The sequence below is a fragment of the Actinoplanes regularis genome (assembly GCF_900188005.1).
Taxonomy (GTDB): Bacteria; Actinomycetota; Actinomycetes; order Mycobacteriales; family Micromonosporaceae; genus Actinoplanes; species Actinoplanes regularis.
On the sequence record NZ_FZNR01000014.1, the window covers coordinates 99,164 to 114,354 of the forward strand.

Sequence of the window (15,191 nt, forward strand, 5' to 3'; positions counted from 1 at the left end):
CAGGAACCGCCGGGGCGGTGGCGCTGCCGCCGCCCCGGCTCACTCGCCGACCGGGACCAGGCGGAAGATCCGCAGGGTGCGGTGCGCGGCCCGCTCACGGTAGCGGGCGTAACCCGGCCACTGGTCGACGAAGAGCTGCCAGAGCCGTTCCCGGTCGTCGTCGGTGGCCTCGCGCGCCTCGACCGCGATGTCCCGTCCGCCGACGGTGACGGTGGCGCGGGGGTTCGCGCGCAGGTTGTGCACCCAGGCCGGGGCGTTCGGCCCACCCCAGTTGGAGCCGACCACGACGTAGGCGTCACCCTCGGCCACGAACTGCAGCGGCGACTGCCGCTGCTGGCCGCTGCGCCGGCCGATCGTGGTGAGCAGCAGCCCGGGCGCCATCCCGAGCGCGACGACCCGGCCGTGGGTGACCCGGCTCAGCCAGCGGTCGATCACGACCGTGCGCTTCGCGACCGGCGTGAAACCCGGGATCGACCCGATCGCGCGCCAGAAACTCTTCCAAACCATCAGCCGATGACCTTCCCGGGTTGAACAGGGCCGAGCGGGATCCCGAGTCTGCTTGATCACGACCGGAATCGCCAGCACCGCGGGAGAGGATTCCGGCCGTGCCCTACGGTGTCGGCATGGATCAACGTCCCGTGGTGCTCATCACCGGTGCGAGTGCCGGCCTGGGCGAGGAGATGGCGCGTCAGTTCGCCGCGCTCGGCTACGACCTGGCACTGTGCGCCCGCCGGATCGACCGGCTCGAGAAGCTTCGTGACGAGCTTCCCGACCGGCGGGTGCTGGTGAAGCGGCTGGACGTCACCGACGACGACGCGGTGTTCGCCGTGTTCCAGCAGTTCGCGGACGAGTTCGGGCAGATCGACCGGGTGGTCGTCAACGCCGGTCTCGGCAAGGGCGCGCCGCTGGGGACCGGGCGGTTCGACGCGAACCGGGCGACCGCCATGGTGAACTTCGTCGGCGCGCTCACGCAGACCGAGGCCGCTCTGCAGATCTTCCGGGCGCAGGGGCGGGGACACCTGGTCATGATCTCGTCGATGTCCGCGCTGCGCGGCATGCGCAAGTCGATGACCACCTATGCCGCGACCAAGGCCGGCGTGGCGGCGATCGCCGAGGGTGTCCGATCGGAGCGGATCCCCGGCGTGGACGTCTCGGTCGTCTACCCCGGATACATCCGCTCGGAGATGAACGAGCACGTGACGCAGAAGACCAAATTCATTGTCGAAACCCCGGTCGGGGTACGGGCGATGGTCAAGGCGATCGAGAAGCGCCGGGTCAAGGCGTACGTTCCGGCGTGGCCGTGGGTCCCGATCGGCGTGGCGATGCGGTTGTTGCCGCTTTCGATCGTACGAAAGATGGTGTGACCGAATCATGGCCCGTCTTCTGCTGATCCGGCACGGTCAGGCGTCCTTCGGCGCGGACGACTACGACGCGTTGTCCGAACTCGGCCACGAGCAGGCCCGCGTGCTCGGCCGGGTCCTCGCCGCCCGTGGCTTCGCACCGGGTCTGGTCCTGCGCGGAACGATGCGCCGCCACGAGGAGACCCTCGACGGGATCCTCGAGGGCCTGGGCGCCTCGATCCCGCTGGTCACCGACCCGGGTTGGAACGAGTTCGACTTCCAGCACGTCGTCGAGATCCACCGCCCGGCGTTCCGCGACCGCGCGGCGATGATGGCCGAGCTGAACCTCTCGGAGCGCCCGGACCGCGCGTTCCAGGAGGTCTTCGACGCGGCCACGCTGCGCTGGTCCTCCGGCGGGCACGACGTGGAGTACGCCGAGTCGTTCACCGCCTTCCGCGATCGCGTCGCCACCGCCCTGAAGGAGGTCTCCACGCTGCTGCGGCAGCACCGCGACATCCTCGCCGTGAGCTCCGGCGGCCCGATCGCCATGGCGGCCGCCCTGCTCACCGTCGGCCCGGAGGCTCCGGCGACGCTCTGGGCCGCGTTGAACCGCGTCTCGGTCAACACCGGCGTGACCAAGGTGATCGCCGGCCGCGGCGGCCTCTCCCTGTCCACCTTCAACGAGCACACCCACACGGAGACGGCACCGGGCCTGCTCACCTATCGCTGACTCGTCAATCGGCGTCGAGGTGCGGGAGAAGGCGGTCGAGCCGGGCGGGCAACCACCAGTTCCACCGACCGGCGAGGCACATGACGGCGGGCACGAGCACGATACGGATCAGGGTGGCGTCGATGAGCACGGCGGCGGCGAGACCGAAGCCGATCTGTTTCATCTCCAGCACGTCGGAGGTGACGAAGGCGCCGAAGACGGCGGCCATGATCGCGGCCGCGGCGGTGATCGGCAGCGCGGTGTGCCGCAGCCCGGCCGTGACGGCGTGGGTCGTGTCGCCGGTGGCGCGCCAGACCTCCCGGATGCGCCGGATCAGGAACACCTCGTAGTCCATGGACAGTCCGAACAGCAGCGCGAACGCGGTCAGCGGCAGGTAGACCTGGACACTGCCGCTGCTGGCGAAGTCCAGCGGCCGCGCCAGCCGGCCGTCCTGGAATCCCCACACCAGCAGCCCGTACGCGGCACCGGTGGCGAGCAGGTTCATGGCGACCGCTTTCAACGGCAGCAGCAGGCTCCGGAAGACGACCGTCAGGAACACGAACGACAGCCCCAGCACCAGGGCGATGACCAGCCACGTCCGGTCGCGGGTCTGCTCGCTCAGGTCGAGGAACTCCGCGGTGGGCCCACCGACCTGAAGATCGCCGTCCGAAACGGGTAGCGCCCGGAGTTCACGGACGACCTCGAGCGCCGCGGCCGAGTCGGGCGGCACCGCGAGGATCACGGACAGATGGACCGAACGGCCGTCCGCGCTCCGGTCGCCGGGGCCGGAGAGCACCTCGGCCACGCCGGGAATCCGCCGGATCCGCTCTGTCACCGTCCCCGAGTCACGTGCGGTGTGGACCACGTCCAAGGGCAGGACCGCGTTCGCGCTGAACCGCTCGGCCAGGATCCGGTGGCCCTGCCCGGCCGCGGAGTCACCGAGCCCGTTCGCGCCCAGGTCGATGCCGAGCCGCAGGTGCAGCACCGGCAGGGTGGCGACGAGGAGCGCGGCCACCGCGAGCGCGGCCACCGGCACCGGGTGGCGCGTCACCGTATCGACCCAGCGGGCCAGAGCCGTGCCCGGACGCTCGGCGCGTGCCACGACCCGGTCCCGCCAGGGCAGGGCCGGCCGCTCGACGCCGCCGCCGAGCAGGGTGAGGACCGCCGGCAGCAGGGTCAGCGCCGTCAGGACAGCGGTGCCGACGGCGAGGGTCATGCCCAGTGCCAGATGGCGGAACGTCTGAGCGGGAATCACGAGCAGGGTCAGCAGACACATCATGACGACGGCGCCCGAGAACAGCACGGTGGTGCCGGAGGTCCGCATGGCGGCCGCGACCGCGTCCACCACCGCCGGCCGTCCCGGACGCGTTCCGGTGCCGCCGGCCGCCAGGTTCTCCCGGAACCGGGTGACGAGGAACATCGCGTAGTCGATGCCCACACCCAGCCCGATCATCGGGACGACCGCGGACAGGATCCCGTTGAGCGGTGTCGCCAGGCTCGCCAGGCCCAGGATTCCGAAGGCCAGCAGCAGGCCGAACCCGCCGGTCGCGATCGGCAGCAGCGCCGCGACGACCGTGCCCAGCGCGAGCAGCAGCACCAGCAGCGCGATCGGCACGCCGATCGCCTCGGCGCGGCTGGCGCCGGCGGTCTCGGCGTCGACCACCGCCTGCGCGAGCGGTCCGTAGCCGACCAGGTACGCGCGGACCGGCGTACCCCGGGTCTCGTCGTCGAGCAGGCGTTGCAGCTCCGGTGCCCGCCGCTGGATCCCGGCGCGGCTGCCCCGTAACGCGACGGCCGCGACCGCCGCTCGCGAGTCGGCGGCCACCATGCCCGGCCCGGAGTACGGCGACAGCACCCGGACGACGTCCGGCTCCCGCTCGAGCCGGCTCAGGACCCGCTCGACGATGTCCCGCTGGGCCGGTTCGGCGATCGAGGCGCTCGGTGTGGAGAGGACCACCAGGTCGTCCTCCGCGCCGCGCCCGGGAAACCGGGTCCGCAACAGCTCCTCGACCCGGGCGGACTCGCTGCCGTCGACCGTGTACGTGATCGCGGTCTGCCGGGCGCTGAACACCGGCTCCAGCGCGACCGCGCCGGCCAGCAGCACCAGCCAGACACCCAGCATCCGCCAGGGGTGCCGAGCGACCCACGTGCCGACGGCGGCGAGGGCACGACCGGTCACCGGCCGAGCCCGCGCACGATCGTCCGAGCGAGGCGGCCGGCGTCCACCAGGCCGGTATCGGCCCCGTCGGGCAGCGCGCAGAGGACCGTGACGCCGTACAGCGCCGTCAGCACGTCGCCCGCGGCGGCCCGCGCGTCCAGGCCGGCCCGCAGCTCGCCGGCGGCTTCCGCCTCCGCCAGCGTGGGCAGCAGCGCCTCCAGCCACAGATCGGTGGCCTGCTGTTTCTCCCGCAGGCCCGGGGCGAGCTCCGGCCGCGACCCGGTTCGCAGCACCACGACCGTGAGCAGCTCCCGGAATCTCGGCTCGCTCCGGGCGCGCCGCGCGTAGCCGGCGACGAACCGCTCCAGACGCCGCAGCGCCGGCTCCGTGCCGTCGAGGTCGCCGAAGACCTCGACGGCCACCTCGGCCCAGCGAGCCGCGACCGCCGCGTCGAACAGCTCGGCCTTGCCGCTGAAGTGGTGATAGAGCGCGCCTCGGGTCACGCCGGCGTGCTTCGCGACCTCCTCCAGCCGGGTCGCCGGGTAACCGTCGCGAGCGATCACCGCGAGCGCCGCGTCAAGCAGTGCGACCCGGGTGGCCGCCGCATCCTCCGCCGTTCGTCTCATACATACATTCTTGCACGTATGTATGAGCCCGGCAAAGCCGCTCGTTCGGCCCGCACAGGCGGGACATCACGCAGTGGCACCCGTGCCGTCGTGCACGCGAGGGCGGGAATTCGGTGTCCTGGCAGCCACCTCCGGCTGGAACACCCGCTTCGTAGCATTGACGGCTTACTGTCTTCCGCGAGCACCGGCATTCAACTTCATGGACGTCTACTGTGCCCTCTCCCTGCCGGGAGCCCCGGAACCGGGACTCTGTCAATCGAAAGGTGGATCGATCATGGACACCCGTGTCGACGTAACGGTTCTCGGCAGCGGCATCGGCGGCAGCACCGTCGCCACGATTCTGGCCCGGCTCGGCCTGTCGGTGGCGATCGTGGACGCCGCGAGGCACCCGAGGTTCGCCCTGGGCGAGTCCACCATCGGCGAGACGTCGTTCCTGCTGCGCCTGCTCGCCGCCCGTTATGACGTGCCGGAACTCGCGCACGTCTCGACGAATGAGGGCATCCGGGAGCACGCCAGCCGCCGGTGCGGCGTCAAGACCAACTTCGGGTTCGTGTACCACCACGAGGGCCGCGAGCACGACCCGTTCGAGGTGACGCAGTGCAGCGTGTCCGCGGGACCATTCGGTCCGGAGTCGCACCTGATGCGCGCCGACATCGACCAATACCTGTTCGAGGCGTCGAAGCGGTACGGCGCGATCGCGCGGGAGGGTGTCCGCGTCCAGTCGGTGGACATCCGGCCGGACGGGGCGGTGGTGACGCTCGACGGCGGCGAGGCGTTCCGCAGCGACTACGTCATCGACGCGACCGGCCGCACATCGGTGCTGGCCGACGCGTTCGGCCTGCGTGAGCAGCCGTGCCGGTTCGAGACGAACTCACGCACGATCTTCACCCACCTGCGCGGCGTCGTGCCGTACGACTCGGTGGCAGACTCCAGCGGCCAACCCAACCTCTGGCACGAGGGCACCCTGCATCACCTGTTCGACGGCGGCTGGATGTGGGTCATCCCGTTCGACAACCAGCCCGGCAGCGAGTCCGACCTGGTCAGCGTCGGCCTCAACCTGGACGTCGACAAATACCCGAGACGTGAGGCCGTCACCCCCGAGCAGGAGTGGGCCGAGTTCCTCGATCGGTTCCCGGCGCTCAAACGCCAGTTCGCGAACGCCACCCCCGCCTTCGGCTGGATCTCCACCGGCCGTACTCAGTTCTCCTCGTCCCGCACGGTCGGCGACCGCTGGGTGCTGATGAGCCATGCGGCCGGCGCGATCGATGCCCTGTTCAGCCGCGGCATGGCGAACACCATGGCGGTGATCGAGGCGTTCGTGCCCCTCCTCATGAAGGCCCGGGAGTCCGGCGACTACTCGGCCGCCCGCTTCGGGCCCATCGACACACTGAACCAGAGCATCCTCGACAACAACGACAAACTGATCGCCGGCTCGTACCTCGCCTTCCGTGACTTCGACCTTTGGCGGGCCTGGTCGAAGGTGTGGTACCTGGCCTGGAACCTCGGCGTCATCCGCGTCGCCGGCACGTACTACCGGTTCCTGGAGACCGCCGACCCCGGCCTGCTGGACCGGATGCGCCAGGGTCCCGTGCCCGGCTCGTTCTGTCCGGATCTGCCCAGCGCCCAGGAGCAGTTCGACGCATGCTTCGACGTCATGCGCCGGGTCCGTGACGGCGCACTTGCGCCGGCCGACGCCGTACCGGAGCTCGCTCTCCTCCTCGGCGACGGCGAAGCCTCGCCGGGCCCGCTCAACCTGCATGATGTCCTGCGCCGCTGGCACGACGGCTCGATGGAGACGCAGCGCCTGCTCTACCAGTGGGGCCGCACGGCGGCGCCGCGGCCGCTGCGCGACTACTTCGACTACGATCTCGCCACCATCGCCAAGGCCGCCACCCTCGTCCGGACCGTCTGAGGCAGAATCCGCGGAAAGCGCGGCGTCCGCTCGGGGTCGCGACCGACGATTTCCCGGTACGCCGATCTCGGGTGTGACCGGATCGGGCCCTCGGCCAGTCATATCGGCAGAAGCCCGAACCGGACACCGAGGAGAGCGGACCGTGCAACGGAACCTGCGAGACCATTTCGAAGCGGCGGTCAGCGATGACCCCGGCTTCGCCCTCGACGGGATGGCGCAAGCCGCCATCGTCGAGGGCAGCCGGTTGCGCCGCCGGCACGGCTGGCTGGCCCCCGTGGGGGTGGCAGCCGGCCTGATCGCGGTGATCGGCGCGGTGACCGCTCCGCGGCTGCTGGCCGACGCGCCCAAGTCGGCGGATTCGCCGGTGACCGTCGCGGCGGCGATGATGCCGGTGACGGCGCCCTCCTGCTGGCGCGAGCCGGTGGACCGCGACGCCACCGACGTGGTCATCTACCTCACCGACGTGACCGGCGAGCAGCTGTCGCTGCTCCGGGAGCTGCTGCACGGTGATCCAGGGCTCGCCGCGCTCGCCTTCGAGAGCCGCGAGGAGGCGTATTCGAAATTCCGGACCCGGTGGGCGACGAACCCGGATCTGCTCGCGGCCGTCACCGTCACCGACTTCCCCGCCGCTTTCCGCCTGCGTTTGCAGCCGGGCACCGACTTCCCCACGGTCCGCGCCCGATACGAGAACGCGGCCGGCGTAGACCGGATCGTCGGCCGCCGGTGCGCCACGGATGCCCCGGTCGGAGGCGTCCAGTGACCGACACCCGCATCGCGGCGCCGATGCTGGGCGGCTGGGGCGCCGCCCGCCGCCGGGCGAAAGCGGCCCGGGACGCGGAGTTCACCGCGTTCGTCGAGGCCACCGGCGTCCGGCTGCGCCGCAGCGCCTACCTGATGTGCCGCGACTGGCACCTCGCCCAGGACCTGACCCAGCACACCTTCGCCCGGATGTACGCCGCCTGGGAGCGGATCCGGAACGGCACGAACCTGGACGCGTACAGCCGCCGGGTGCTGATGAACGCGGTCTTCGACCAGCAACGCCGCCGCAGCGGCTCGGAGATCGTCCTGGCCGACCTGCCGGACCGGGCGGATCGGGCGTCGCCGGCCACCTCGGAGCTGCGCCTCGCACTGGTCGACGCCCTGGCCCGCCTCACGGTCAAGGATCGGGCGGTGCTGGTCCTGCGGCACGCCGAGGACCACAGCGTCGAAACGGTCGCGGCGATTCTCGGTCTGTCGGTGTCGGCGGTGAAGATGCGCGACAGCCGGGCACTGAGCCGGCTCCGGGCCCTGCTCGGCGAGGACTTCCCGGATCGCTAGCGGGGATCGGCGATCGCCGGCGGCACGTCGTTGGCCGCCAGCATCTCCCGGGTACGGCGCAGCAGCGCCTCCCGTACCTCGTCCGGGGACAGGACCCGTAACGGGGTAGCCAGGCCGAGCAGATATCGGGCGAGTCCGTCCGCATCGGGGCCGCCGATGTCGACGACGGTGGCGTCGGGCCCGTCCGCGCGGTGACTCCCGACCGTCGGCGGGACCAGCCGCAGCGCCCGCTCCATGGGCACCGGGAGGCGGACGGTCACCTGGAGCGGGTACCTGCCGGCCGCGATGGACCGGGAGACGAGCAGCACCGGGTCGGGCGGGTCGGCGAGCTCAACGGCGCGCCCGGTCGGCTGGATGCGAGCCATCCGGTCCGCCCGGAACGTCCGCCACTCCCCCCGCGTCACGTCCCGGGCGACGAAATACCAGCGGCGTCCGGTGTGCACGAGGCGGTACGGGTCGACGTCCCGGGTGGTGGCGTTCCCCTCCCGGTCCCGGTACGAGAGCTGGCTACGCTCGCCCCGGCGGCACGCGGTGGCCAGCTCCAGCAGCATGGCGGGCGCGATCTGCGGCTCGCCGGGCCGGCGAGTGTGCACGAACGCGGCGTCCATCTCACCGAGCCGGTGCGCGATCCGCGCCGGCAGCACCTGCCGCAGCTTCAGCAGCGCCGACAGCGCGGCCTGGTCCCCGCCGAGCACCCCGCTCAGTGCCGCCTCGCGCAGCCCGACGGCCACGGCGAGCGCCTCCTCGTCGTCGAGGATCAGCGGCGGCATCCGGCTCCCGTCCCGCAGGCGGTAACCGCCCCAGGGCCCGGGGTCGGACTCGACGCCGTAGCCGAGCTCCCGGAGCCGGGCGACGTCCCGGCGCACCGTGCGCGCGGTGACCGCCAGCTGGCCGGCCAGTTCGTCGCAGGTCCACGACGGTCGCGCGGAGAACAGCGCGACGAGTCGCAGCAGGCGGGCCGAAGTACTGATCACCCGGTGAAGTGTTCCCCATGACCAGGACCGAAACTGTCCTGGTCCCGGCCTAACGTCTGTCGCATGAGCAAATCCACACCCGCGATCCGCTACGCGGCCATCACCTTCGACTGCCAGGACCCCGCCGAGCTGGGCCGCTTCTACGGCGAGGCGCTCGGACTGCCCGTCGTCCACGCCTCTGACGACTTCGTCCTGCTCGGCCAGGAGGGCGCGGCCGGACTGGCGTTTTACCGCCTGGCCGATTACCGGCCTCCCACCTGGCCGGACCCCGCCCAGGAGAAGCAGGCCCACATCGAACTGGGCGTCGACGATCTGGACGAGGCACAGGCCTGGCTGCTCGCCCTGGGGGCCACCGAGCCGGCGGTTCAGCCGAAACCCGACCGGTGGCGGGTCCTGCTGGACCCGGCGGGCCACCCCTTCTGCATCACCACCCTGGTCTGAGCATGATCGGCAGGCTGATGACCATGACGGCGCACCCGGGCCGGGGCGGCGAACTCACCGACCTCCTGCTGCGGGTGGCGGAGCGGCTGCACGGCTTCCCCGGCTGCGAGATCTACCTGATCAGCCAGGCCGCGACCGATCCGGACACCGTGCACGTCACCGAGGTCTGGCGCGACGACGCCAGTGCGCAGGCGGCGCTGGCCGCTCCACCGCCGCCCGACGCTCCCACCCCGGCGGAGGTCCTCGCGCTGGTGTCGGCTCCACCGGACCGCGTCGACCTCACCGTCCTGGGCGGGGTGGGTCTCCCCGCCGACGGCCGGCCCTGACGAATCCGCCGTCTCGTCAGACCAGGCCGGCGTCGTGGGCGAGCAGCGCGATCTGGGTGCGGTTGTCGAGGGCGAGCTTGGTCAGGATGTGCGAGACGTGGGACTTCACGGTGGCCAGGGTCATGTCGAGGGCGGTCGCCGTCTCCGTGTTGGACCGGCCCTGGCCGATCGCCGCCACGACGTCCCGCTCGCGTGGGCTCAGGGTGGCGAGGGCGGCTCGGGCCTGGGCGTAGGCGCCGGCCTGGACGGCGACGCGGTCCATCAGGCGGCGGGTGATCCGTGGGGACAGGATCGGCTCGCCGGCGGCGACCTGGCGGACCGCCTCGGCGATCCGGGCCGGCGGGGTGTCCTTGAGCAGGAAGCCGCTGGCCCCGGCGCGCAGCGCGTGCAGGATGTTCTCGTCGGTGTCGAACGTGGTCAGCACGATGATCTCGGGTGGGCGGGGGCGGGCCCGCAGGCGGCGGGTCGCGGTGATCCCGTCGACGCGCGGCATGCGCAGATCCATCAGTACGACATCGGGCCCGTGCGCGTCGGCCGCCGCCGGCACCTCGTCGCCGTCCGCGGCCTCGCCCACGACCGCGATGCCCGCGGCCCCGTCCAGCATCATGGTCAGTCCGGCCCGGACGAGCGCGTCATCGTCGACGACGAGCACCCGCACCGGCCGGAACCCGTTCGCGGATGGATCGGGGGCGGCCGGCTGGGTCATGCCGGCCATGGTATCGACGCGTGCAGACGGAACTCGCCCCCGACCGTCCGGTGGTCGAGCCGGCCGCCGGCCAGGTGCACCCGCTCGGTCAGCCCCACCAGCCCGGCGCCCCCGGACCAGCCCGGCGGTGCGGCGGATGCCGGCGCGAGCCCGTTGCGCACGTCGATCTCCAGTCCGGCGCCGGGTCCGCCACGCAGCGCCACCCGGACCGGCTGCCCCGACGCGTGTTTCCGCGCGTTGGTCAGTCCCTCCTGGATCACCCGGTACGCCGTACGAGCCACCGCGGGCGGCGCCTGGCCCGGCTCCTCCACCGCCTCCCGGAGCAGGACCTCGGCCCCGGCCGAGCGGGACTCCTCGACCAGCCGCGGCACGTCGGTCAGCAGCGGCTGCGGGTGAACGCCGTCGCCGTCCGGCGGGGCGTCGTCGCGCAGCAGCGAGATCACCTCGCGCAGCTCCTCCAGCGCCTGGTGCACACCGTCACGCACGACCCCGGCGGCCCGGGACAGCTGTTCGGGCGGGGCGTCCGGGCGGTACTCCATCGCGCCGGCGAACGTCGCCAGCAGCGACAGCCGGTGTGCGAGCACGTCGTGCATCTCCCGGGCGATCTTGCGGCGTTCCAGCATGCGCGCCTCGGCGACCCGGCGCCCCTGCTCGGCCTCGGCCCGCTGGGCCCGCTCGCGCAGCGACCGGATCAGCGTCTCCCTGGCCTGCGCCCACGCGCCCCAGCCCAGCAGCGCGCCGTAACCGATCGTGATCAGCACCAGCCACCAGCCGTAGGACATCCCGCCGTTGGATCGCCAGAATCCCTGGATCGCGTGCGCGGCGACGCCGCCCGCCGCCACCGCGATCCCGGCCGCGAGGCGCCGTCGGCGCGCCACTTGCAGCGCCCCGATCGTGGCCGCCGGGGTGGCCGCCGGCGACACCACCGCCAGCGCGGTCAGCACCACCGTCGCGGGCACCGGCCGCCACAGCGCCAGTGGCGTGAGCAGCCAGCTGAGCACGCCTGCGACCAGGTCGAGCAAAAACAGCGGCCCGAGCGGACGGCCAGTCCACAGGGACAGGATGGTGGCCGCGATGAGCAGGCCGGACCCGATCAGGCTCACCGCGACGGCGACCCGGCCCGGAGACCGGACGCACTCCTGCGGGGTGGCCGGGAAGCTGTCCATCCGGCGAGGCTAACCGGCCGGCGGGCCCGCCGACACCGACTAAAGTTGGTGGTCGCTCACGCCAAGGAGGGCGCGTGCGACGCCGTCGGCCCGATGTGGACACCGGGCCTGCACCGCGACGCTGCTCGGTATGACAAACGATGTGAACACCGTCCCGACCGGCACCACCGCCCACCGCGCCGGCCGCGCCATCACGGTCGCCGCCGGGGCCGCCGGCGCCCTGCTGCTGTGGGTGGTCAACGATCCGTGGGCCGGCGTCGACCTCACCGTCCGGCAGGGTGACACCCTCCAGCACGTCGGCCCGGCCGCCGTCGTGTTCGCCGCGCTCGCCGCCGGCCTGGCCGCCTGGGGCCTGCTCGCCCTGCTGGAGCGCACCGTCCGGCGCCCCGTCCGGGCGTACCGGGCGATCGCTCTCGTCCTTCTCGTCATCTCCCTGGCCGGACCGCTCGGCAGCGGGGTCGGCGTCAGCACCAAGCTGGTCCTGCTCGGCATGCACCTCACCGTGGGCCTGGCACTGATCATCGGTCTTCCCGGCCGCCGCCACTGCCGGTGATCTCCCGGCGGGCCCGGGCCGCACGGGTGAACTGGTCGTCCCAGCGGCGCGGAAAGGGCAGCATCCGGTGCTTGGCGCGCCACGGGCGCATCTGCCGGACCACGTTGAAGCCGGCCGCCGAGACGACCCGTTCCGCGGACGCGAACAGTGGCCACACCGGGTAGACGTCCAGGTGCTCGACGTCCGCGGGCAGGCCGGGCGGCCGGTGCGGCGACGCCAGCACCAGTGGCGGCCGGCGTCCTTCCAGGGCGGCGCACTCCCGGGCGTACGAGACGAGTTCCTCGATCTCCGTCGCGGGCCCGGCGTGGGGGATCAACCAGGTCCCGTCGGCGATCCCGGCCGGCTCCGGCGGAGCCGGGTCGATGAGCGACAGCGGCGCGAGCGCCGCCGACCTCCGCGCCAGATGGGCCTGATGCTCCGGATCCAGCTCCTCCAGCGTCCAGGTCTGCGCGAAACGCGACAACCCCGACAGCGGGCGGTACGCGTCCCACCGCAGCAACCGAGCCAGATGAACCGTGACGATCCCGGCCGGCAGCACGGCCAGCTCTCCATCGATCCCGGCCGGGAACGCGTCGACCACCAGGGTCTCCGGGCGCAGGTCACGCAGGACCGGCCCGATCGGGCCAGAGAAGCGCAGGAGCCGGTGCGGGCCGAGCACCCGCGGATCGGCCGCGAACGGTGACGTGGTCAGCACCGTGGCCGGCCGGTCCGCGTGGACGGTGTGCAGGTACGCCCGGATCCGCGTCAGGTGTCCCAGCCCGCCACCCTGCGCGTAGCAGACGATCACCGCGCCGCCGCGGCCAGCACTTCCAGATAACCGGCGGTCTCGCCGGCCACACCGAACCGGTCCCGGACCCGGACCGCCGCCGCCGCACCCAGCGCCGCGAGCTGATCGTCCGTCGCGTGCGCGGCCCGGTGCAGGGCCGCCCGGCAGGCGTGCGGATCCCCGGCCGGGAACCGGAACCCGATCTCGTCGTCCACGAGATCGACCAGCCCGCCGGCGTCCGAGGCGAGCAGCGGGATCCCGAGCGCGGCGGCCTCCAGCGCGACGTTGGGCAGCCCGTCGTAGAACGAGGGCAGGGCGATCAGGTCGCAGGCCGCGTAGACGGAGAGCAACTGGTAGCGGTCCTGGAACGGCAACGCCGTGTACGCCACCGCGGGCCGCGCGCCGAGCCACTCCTCGATGCCCGGTTCCAGCTCCCCGGCCAGCACGACGTGGAACCGCTCCTCGTGCCGCCCAGCCACCAGGGCGTCCAGCAGCAGACGGACGCCCTTCTTGTTCTTCAACTGGCCAACCAGCCCGATCGTGCGCCGCCCCGGCTCGACGTGCTCCGCGCGCCACGCCGCCGCCTTCTGCCGTTCGGACGGCAGGATCGCCCACTCGCTCGTGTCGATCCCGTTCGCGACCCAGCTGACGGGCGTGCCGGGGGCGAGCCCGGCGACCAGCGGCGCCGTCCCGCTCGCCACCACGCACACGTGGGCGGAGGAGCGCAGCGCCTCGAGGACCACCGGCTGCCGCCGCAGGGAGAACATGCCGGTGTCGAAGTCGTTGCCGCGCAGGAGGGTGACCAGCGGCAACCCGGACCACGCCGCGTAGACCGGCGCGGACAGCAGCGGATAGGTGCCGCCGAAGGCGACCACGTGCGTGTACTGCCCGATCGAAGCCGACAGCGTCGTCCACAGCATGCGCAGCGCGTGCTCCGGATCATCGCCCAGCGGCACGGTGAGCAGGCTGCCCTCCCGCCGCATCGACCGGGCCCGCCGGCTGAGATGGACGACGTCGACCTCGACACCGGCCTGCCGCAGACCCCGCACGATGCGGTCGCACGAGTTGGCCATCCCGCCCGGACTGGGCGGATGATTCTCGGTCACCCAGAGCAGGCGCATCAACTGTCCACCAGCGCGTCGGCGCCGTCGTCGAGGTAATCCTGGTCCGCGCCGGCGCCCGGATCGAACGGCGCCCGGTCGTACGTGTCCAGGCCCGCGTACCAGCCGACGTCCGTGTACTCCTGCGCCGTACGGTGCCGGTGCGCCCGCCGCCGATAGGCGGCCGCCGCGGCCGGATGGCCGAACTGATTGCGCGCGGCGGCGCACTCCGGGCAGAGCCCGCCGTCGGCGACGTGGTCCGCGCAGAGCGCGCGGCCGCACGCCGGGCAGCCGGCGACCGCCATCTGCCCGCACTTGCCGAGGGTGAAGAAGCCCGTGGTGACGGCGCAAGGGGTCATGACTCACTCCGTTGTCCGGTGCCGGCCTGCGGTGTCCAGCGGAACGGCTCGGTGGCCACGGTCAGGATCCGGTCGACCTGTTCCTGGCCGGACTGCGGCAGCCGGTGCAGCTTGGCGGTGGCGAGGACGCTGCGGCGCTCCCCCTCGCGGACGAAGACCCCGATCCAGGCGGGCGGCGGCGCCGCCGGCACCCGGCTCTGCGCGCCCTTGGCCAGCCGGCGGCGCACCTTGATGATCTGGATCGACTTGCTCTTCCGCTTCGCCTTGTACTTACCGCGCGGGTTGCGTTTGGCGATCCGGCGCTCGCGCGTCCGGTCCACGACGAGGAGCTCCAGGATGCTGCCGTCGCGCAGCTCCGCGCGCACCCGCAGCCACGGGTCCACCGTCAGCGTCTCGGTGGCGGAGCGGACCGGCGGCCGCACCGGCAGATCACGCGACGGGCCGGTCTTGCCGGGGACGTCACGGCCCCGCAGATCGGCGGCGACCGTGAGCGTGCCCTTCGGCCCGAGATCCGAGCAGAGCTCGAGGATCAGCGGCACCAGGACGTCCAGCGTCCGCGGCGGCAGCGCCCACTTCGCGCGCCGCACCAGGCCGGCGTGCCGGTGCAGGCTCGCGATCAGGGCCGCCCAGCCGGCCGCCGGCTGGGTCGCGGAGAACCCGCGCTGCCACACGAGCGCCTGGTGCAACGGATGGAAACCCGCGATCGCGGCCTTCTGCTTGCCCCAGAACATCACCGGA

18 protein-coding genes are annotated in these 15,191 nt (G+C 72.6%); 8 read left to right on the forward strand and 10 right to left on the reverse strand.

Annotated elements, in window-relative coordinates; all coding sequences use genetic code 11:
* Window positions 1–39: 39 nt before the first annotated feature.
* Window positions 40–507 (reverse strand): nitroreductase/quinone reductase family protein, encoded by a 468-nt coding sequence (locus CHC09_RS30170; protein WP_089296628.1) that lies wholly within the window; start codon window positions 505–507, stop codon window positions 40–42.
* Window positions 508–623: 116 nt separating this feature from the next.
* Here CHC09_RS30170 and CHC09_RS30175 point away from each other — a divergent pair, with 116 nt between their 5' ends.
* Window positions 624–1,364: an SDR family oxidoreductase gene (locus tag CHC09_RS30175; protein WP_089296738.1), complete on the forward strand. Its 741-nt coding sequence runs from the start codon at window positions 624–626 to the stop codon at window positions 1,362–1,364.
* A 7-nt stretch (window positions 1,365–1,371) separates the two neighbouring features.
* Window positions 1,372–2,070, forward strand: coding sequence for a histidine phosphatase family protein (locus CHC09_RS30180; protein WP_089296629.1), 699 nt, complete (start codon window positions 1,372–1,374; stop codon window positions 2,068–2,070).
* Between the two features lie 4 nt (window positions 2,071–2,074).
* Here CHC09_RS30180 and CHC09_RS30185 read toward each other — a convergent pair whose 3' ends face one another.
* Window positions 2,075–4,228, reverse strand: a complete 2,154-nt coding sequence (locus CHC09_RS30185) for an MMPL family transporter (RefSeq protein ID WP_089296630.1) — start codon at window positions 4,226–4,228, stop codon at window positions 2,075–2,077.
* The gene (locus tag CHC09_RS30190; RefSeq protein ID WP_089296631.1) at window positions 4,225–4,833 is read right to left on the reverse strand and encodes a TetR family transcriptional regulator; all 609 of its coding nucleotides are present in this window, start codon (window positions 4,831–4,833) and stop codon (window positions 4,225–4,227) included. Before CHC09_RS30190 ends, CHC09_RS30185 begins: the two co-directional genes overlap by 4 nt.
* Window positions 4,834–5,107: 274 nt before the next feature.
* Here CHC09_RS30190 and CHC09_RS30195 point away from each other — a divergent pair, with 274 nt between their 5' ends.
* The 3 genes from CHC09_RS30195 to CHC09_RS30205 all read left to right on the forward strand — a co-directional run bounded on the left by CHC09_RS30195 (window position 5,108) and on the right by CHC09_RS30205 (window position 8,062).
* Window positions 5,108–6,745 carry an NAD(P)/FAD-dependent oxidoreductase gene (locus tag CHC09_RS30195; RefSeq protein ID WP_089296632.1) on the forward strand — a complete coding sequence of 546 codons (1,638 nt, stop codon included), beginning with the start codon at window positions 5,108–5,110 and terminating at the stop codon, window positions 6,743–6,745.
* Window positions 6,746–6,887: 142 nt separating this feature from the next.
* Window positions 6,888–7,505: a permease-like cell division protein FtsX gene (locus tag CHC09_RS30200; RefSeq protein WP_089296633.1), complete on the forward strand. Its 618-nt coding sequence runs from the start codon at window positions 6,888–6,890 to the stop codon at window positions 7,503–7,505.
* A complete protein-coding gene (locus tag CHC09_RS30205; protein ID WP_089296634.1) occupies window positions 7,502–8,062 on the forward strand; it encodes a SigE family RNA polymerase sigma factor in 561 nt (186 codons plus the stop codon). Before CHC09_RS30200 ends, CHC09_RS30205 begins: the two co-directional genes overlap by 4 nt.
* Here the strand turns inward: CHC09_RS30205 and CHC09_RS30210 are convergent.
* Window positions 8,059–9,036, reverse strand: coding sequence for a helix-turn-helix transcriptional regulator (locus tag CHC09_RS30210; RefSeq protein ID WP_089296635.1), 978 nt, complete (start codon window positions 9,034–9,036; stop codon window positions 8,059–8,061). The genes CHC09_RS30205 and CHC09_RS30210 overlap by 4 nt on opposite strands.
* A gap of 63 nt (window positions 9,037–9,099) precedes the next feature.
* Between CHC09_RS30210 and CHC09_RS45520 the strand changes: the two genes are divergently transcribed.
* Both CHC09_RS45520 and CHC09_RS45525 read left to right on the forward strand, forming a co-directional pair.
* Complete coding sequence (locus CHC09_RS45520) at window positions 9,100–9,477, forward strand: VOC family protein (RefSeq protein ID WP_143232663.1); 378 nt, start codon at window positions 9,100–9,102, stop codon at window positions 9,475–9,477.
* 2 nt (window positions 9,478–9,479) lie between these two features.
* Complete coding sequence (locus CHC09_RS45525) at window positions 9,480–9,803, forward strand: putative quinol monooxygenase (protein ID WP_143232665.1); 324 nt, start codon at window positions 9,480–9,482, stop codon at window positions 9,801–9,803.
* 16 nt (window positions 9,804–9,819) lie between these two features.
* On the opposite strand, the gene CHC09_RS30220 is transcribed toward CHC09_RS45525, so the two are convergent.
* The gene (locus CHC09_RS30220; protein ID WP_203833253.1) at window positions 9,820–10,518 is read right to left on the reverse strand and encodes a response regulator; all 699 of its coding nucleotides are present in this window, start codon (window positions 10,516–10,518) and stop codon (window positions 9,820–9,822) included.
* Window positions 10,506–11,675, reverse strand: a complete 1,170-nt coding sequence (locus CHC09_RS30225; RefSeq protein WP_089296637.1) for a sensor histidine kinase — start codon at window positions 11,673–11,675, stop codon at window positions 10,506–10,508. Before CHC09_RS30225 ends, CHC09_RS30220 begins: the two co-directional genes overlap by 13 nt.
* A gap of 130 nt (window positions 11,676–11,805) precedes the next feature.
* Between CHC09_RS30225 and CHC09_RS30230 the strand changes: the two genes are divergently transcribed.
* The gene (locus CHC09_RS30230; RefSeq protein WP_089296638.1) at window positions 11,806–12,228 is read left to right on the forward strand and encodes a DUF6069 family protein; all 423 of its coding nucleotides are present in this window, start codon (window positions 11,806–11,808) and stop codon (window positions 12,226–12,228) included.
* Here CHC09_RS30230 and CHC09_RS30235 read toward each other — a convergent pair.
* The 4 genes from CHC09_RS30235 to CHC09_RS30250 are packed head-to-tail and all read right to left on the reverse strand — an operon-like array spanning window position 12,194 to window position 15,184.
* Window positions 12,194–13,015 carry a hypothetical protein gene (locus tag CHC09_RS30235; protein WP_089296639.1) on the reverse strand — a complete coding sequence of 274 codons (822 nt, stop codon included), beginning with the start codon at window positions 13,013–13,015 and terminating at the stop codon, window positions 12,194–12,196. The two genes, CHC09_RS30230 and CHC09_RS30235, sit on opposite strands and share 35 nt — an antisense overlap.
* A complete protein-coding gene (locus CHC09_RS30240) occupies window positions 13,012–14,115 on the reverse strand; it encodes a glycosyltransferase family 4 protein (RefSeq protein WP_089296640.1) in 1,104 nt (367 codons plus the stop codon). The genes CHC09_RS30235 and CHC09_RS30240 overlap by 4 nt, the downstream gene beginning before the upstream one ends.
* Window positions 14,115–14,453, reverse strand: a complete 339-nt coding sequence (locus tag CHC09_RS30245) for a hypothetical protein (RefSeq protein WP_089296641.1) — start codon at window positions 14,451–14,453, stop codon at window positions 14,115–14,117. Before CHC09_RS30245 ends, CHC09_RS30240 begins: the two co-directional genes overlap by 1 nt.
* Window positions 14,450–15,184 (reverse strand): hypothetical protein, encoded by a 735-nt coding sequence (locus CHC09_RS30250; RefSeq protein ID WP_089296642.1) that lies wholly within the window; start codon window positions 15,182–15,184, stop codon window positions 14,450–14,452. The genes CHC09_RS30245 and CHC09_RS30250 overlap by 4 nt, the downstream gene beginning before the upstream one ends.
* Window positions 15,185–15,191 lie beyond the last annotated feature (7 nt).

Coding starts and splice junctions, on each gene's coding strand:
- CHC09_RS45525 (WP_143232665.1), top strand. CDS start 9,480: ATGATCGGCAGGCTGATGACCATGACGGCGCACCCGGGCCGGGGCGGC.
- CHC09_RS30250 (WP_089296642.1), bottom strand. CDS start 15,184: ATGTTCTGGGGCAAGCAGAAGGCCGCGATCGCGGGTTTCCATCCGTTG.
- CHC09_RS45520 (WP_143232663.1), top strand. CDS start 9,100: ATGAGCAAATCCACACCCGCGATCCGCTACGCGGCCATCACCTTCGAC.
- CHC09_RS30180 (WP_089296629.1), top strand. CDS start 1,372: ATGGCCCGTCTTCTGCTGATCCGGCACGGTCAGGCGTCCTTCGGCGCG.
- CHC09_RS30175 (WP_089296738.1), top strand. CDS start 624: ATGGATCAACGTCCCGTGGTGCTCATCACCGGTGCGAGTGCCGGCCTG.
- CHC09_RS30240 (WP_089296640.1), bottom strand. CDS start 14,115: ATGCGCCTGCTCTGGGTGACCGAGAATCATCCGCCCAGTCCGGGCGGG.
- CHC09_RS30190 (WP_089296631.1), bottom strand. CDS start 4,833: ATGAGACGAACGGCGGAGGATGCGGCGGCCACCCGGGTCGCACTGCTT.
- CHC09_RS30225 (WP_089296637.1), bottom strand. CDS start 11,675: ATGGACAGCTTCCCGGCCACCCCGCAGGAGTGCGTCCGGTCTCCGGGC.
- CHC09_RS30170 (WP_089296628.1), bottom strand. CDS start 507: ATGGTTTGGAAGAGTTTCTGGCGCGCGATCGGGTCGATCCCGGGTTTC.
- CHC09_RS30195 (WP_089296632.1), top strand. CDS start 5,108: ATGGACACCCGTGTCGACGTAACGGTTCTCGGCAGCGGCATCGGCGGC.
- CHC09_RS30220 (WP_203833253.1), bottom strand. CDS start 10,518: ATGGCCGGCATGACCCAGCCGGCCGCCCCCGATCCATCCGCGAACGGG.
- CHC09_RS30230 (WP_089296638.1), top strand. CDS start 11,806: ATGACAAACGATGTGAACACCGTCCCGACCGGCACCACCGCCCACCGC.
- CHC09_RS30245 (WP_089296641.1), bottom strand. CDS start 14,453: ATGACCCCTTGCGCCGTCACCACGGGCTTCTTCACCCTCGGCAAGTGC.